This window comes from Paenibacillus sp. N119s, assembly GCF_059447605.1.
Genome location: NZ_JCAJRU010000375.1, coordinates 1 through 2,937, shown reverse-complemented (window position 1 = coordinate 2,937; position 2,937 = coordinate 1). Strand labels below are relative to the sequence as shown.

Here is a 2,937-nt window from a genome sequence, read left to right as displayed (position 1 = left end):
TATTGTTTGATTAAAACACAAATGACCCGTAAGTGGGTCACTTTTTTCAAAGTGTCCATCTTACGGGTCACAGTTCATTTGATGAATGCGGTCGCTCTTCTTTTTTTCAAAATTGGCCTATCGACTCTCTTCCACAGGATGAATATGATCGGCCAGTCTGCTCAATCGCTCCAGCTGATGACCATAGTCATACATCGTCGCAGCTACAATGGAAAGCCGCAGCATTCCCTCCTGACAATGGTCAAAACGTGTAATGGCCTGCTTCATAAATTCACCGTTGGCCTGCTCAAACAATTCACTTTCTTCCTCATTGGGTTTGAGCTTATTTTCAAATTTCAGCAGAGCGTGCTCGTGGAAACGAATCAGCCGCTCCAGATGGTCGTCAAAAAATGCATCTGTTCCCTTTGGACGTAAAGACTGGAAGTAGTGCCTTTCCACCGCGTCCAACACCTCGTATCCTTTATGCAAACTTTCAAGCATTTGTTTGTATACGACCATTTGTCTCGTCTGGCTAAACTTGTTGCGCTTGAGCTTTTTCTGCTCCTCCTCGAACAAATGATATTTGTCCGACAGTGATTTAATGGCTCCCTCTAAATTTCCTTTTTCCTCTCTAAAGACAGACTCCTTAATCTCGTCGGAAATGGCCGTTCGCAGCAACAAGGACATGCTGTTAAATACATTTTGAATCTGATTGTTAAACTGCCTTTTCGGTTTGGGAGGAAAAACGGTAATGTTGATGACAAAAGCAGACACAATCCCGATCAGAGTCAGCGCAAAGCGGGTAACCGCAAATTTCCAGTCTCCTGAAGCTTCCATGACAGAAACCACAGTCACAAGTGTCAATCCCACCGTATCCGCCATGTTTATTTTCAGACATATCATAAGTACCAACACACATACCAATCCGACCGCAATCGGCTCATTTGAAAATACCATTCCGCCCAGCAACGCCATAATCGCACCTAATGTGCTTGTTTGGAGTTGATCCAGAAAATAACGCCACGACCTATATATCGACGGTTGCATGGCAAAAATAGCGGCTATCGCTGCCCCCACAGGCGAATGGGTGTTCAAAAGCGTGCTCAGAAAAAGGGCGAGCGTCACTGCGATTCCCGTTTTTAACACCCGTGCTCCAAAAGCCAAAGCCATCCCTCCTGCTTACCCTTCAAATTTATTCATACCGAATTACTATAATGAAATTTCAAGACAAAGTCCATGTTTATTATTACCCCAAACCATCAAAGATCAGGAATAATTATGAAATGTATAGTGCCTGCTAGAATACATATCAACAGAATTCCCCTATATGCATCAGTATCACAGGAAGAACTGATCATGCCATGGATTAGTAAATTCTTAGAAGAGACCCGAAAGAGCCCGTCCCAAGGGCAACTTTTACAAAACACGGCAAGCCCGTAAACAAAATCATGACACAATAAAAGCCGGAGCCTCCAAGCGGACTCCCCTGGAACGTCATAGGATAAATGAGAATGGCGGAGGAGGAATGAAGGCATGCTTCGAGTGGCATTATTTACAGACACGTATACGCCTGATGTCAATGGCGCTGCTCTGACACTGGAACGATGGATTGGCTATTTGGAGACCCATGGGGTATCTACACTTGTCTTTGCCCCGGAGGCAGACCATCATCTGTCTTCTGGACCAGGCGTGGAGCGATTTCGAAGTATTCCCTTTTTATTGTACCGGGAATGCAGACTCGCGATCCCTAATGCCAAACAAATTAACGAGCGCCTGTCAGCCTTTTCCCCGCATTTAATTCATGTTGCTACTCCGTTTAACCTGGGCCTGTACGGAACAAGCTACGCTGCCAAACATCATATTCCACTCGTCGCCTCCTATCACACCCACTTTGATAAGTACCTCGAATATTACAAGCTTCGCTGGCTTGAACCCGCGTTATGGAAATACATGCTCTGGTTTCATAGACATTGTGAAAGGATATATGTCCCCTCCCGATCAACCCTGGAATTGTTGCGCAATAAAGGAATGGGACAGCTCGAAATCTGGGGTAGAGGCATTGATACCGACCGCTTCCAGCCCATAGTGAATCGCGAAGCGATATGGGAAAAATGGGGCGTTCGCGCAGACGCATTTGTTATTTTGTATGTTGGCAGACTTGCACCGGAAAAGGGGATCGACACGTTGCTGGACTCCTATCTCCAGTTACCCGATGATGTCCGCGCAGGCGCTGTGCTGGTCATTGCAGGAGACGGCCCATTATTTGAGTTCAGAACTGCAACAGACATCGGGGTGCCAGAGCACGCCGTCCATTGGCTTGGTTTTGTGAAAGGACCGGAATTAGCAGAATTGTACGCTGCAGCCGATGTATTTCTATTTCCCTCCACTACAGAAACCTTTGGTAATGTCGTTTTGGAGGCTATGGCCAGCGGCACACCCGTGATCGGCGCAAATGAAGGCGGGGTGAAAGATAATGTAATCCATGGGAAAACGGGGTTACTGTGTCCAGCTGGGGACGCCGCTGCCTTTGCCAAAGCTGTACATCTGTTGTACGAGGATGCCTCACTTCGCAACTTTCTGTCCAGAACCGGTAGAGCATACTGCCTGGAGCAGACGTGGGATCGTATTTTTGAGCGGCTGCTGAACAGCTACATGGAGGCAGCGACTCTGCATCTCGACAGTCGACCGGTGACGCGAATATAATCCTCAACAAAATTCAAAACTACGGTAATAAAAAGCGTCTAAAAAAGAAACCCTGCTACACTTTTAGCTGTTTGAGCAGCTTGTTATGTACCCCGCTTAACAAAATCACCGCTGTCAGGGCACCGATGAACGCAAGGAGCATATCCCATTGAGTATCCCATACATCTCCTTGTGTCCCTAAAAAAGCTTCTGCTGCCGTACCAGTTGCTTTGGCTACAGCAAACTCAATCAGTTCGTATCCAGCACTGATCGCAA

3 protein-coding genes are annotated in these 2,937 nt (G+C 46.7%); 1 reads left to right on the top strand and 2 read right to left on the bottom strand.

The window, feature by feature from the left end:
* Window positions 1-117: 117 nt before the first annotated feature.
* Window positions 118-1,149 (bottom strand): FUSC family protein, encoded by a 1,032-nt coding sequence (locus AC5V8P_RS24795; protein ID WP_196771827.1) that lies wholly within the window; start codon window positions 1,147-1,149, stop codon window positions 118-120.
* A 363-nt stretch (window positions 1,150-1,512) separates the two neighbouring features.
* On the opposite strand from AC5V8P_RS24795, the gene AC5V8P_RS24790 reads away from it, so the two are divergent.
* Complete coding sequence (locus AC5V8P_RS24790; RefSeq protein WP_064796103.1) at window positions 1,513-2,682, top strand: glycosyltransferase family 4 protein; 1,170 nt, start codon at window positions 1,513-1,515, stop codon at window positions 2,680-2,682.
* A 55-nt stretch (window positions 2,683-2,737) separates the two neighbouring features.
* Here the strand turns inward: AC5V8P_RS24790 and AC5V8P_RS24785 are convergent.
* Window positions 2,738-2,937 (bottom strand): DUF2238 domain-containing protein (locus AC5V8P_RS24785; protein ID WP_495473983.1); only part of this gene is annotated, 200 nt, incomplete at its 5' end.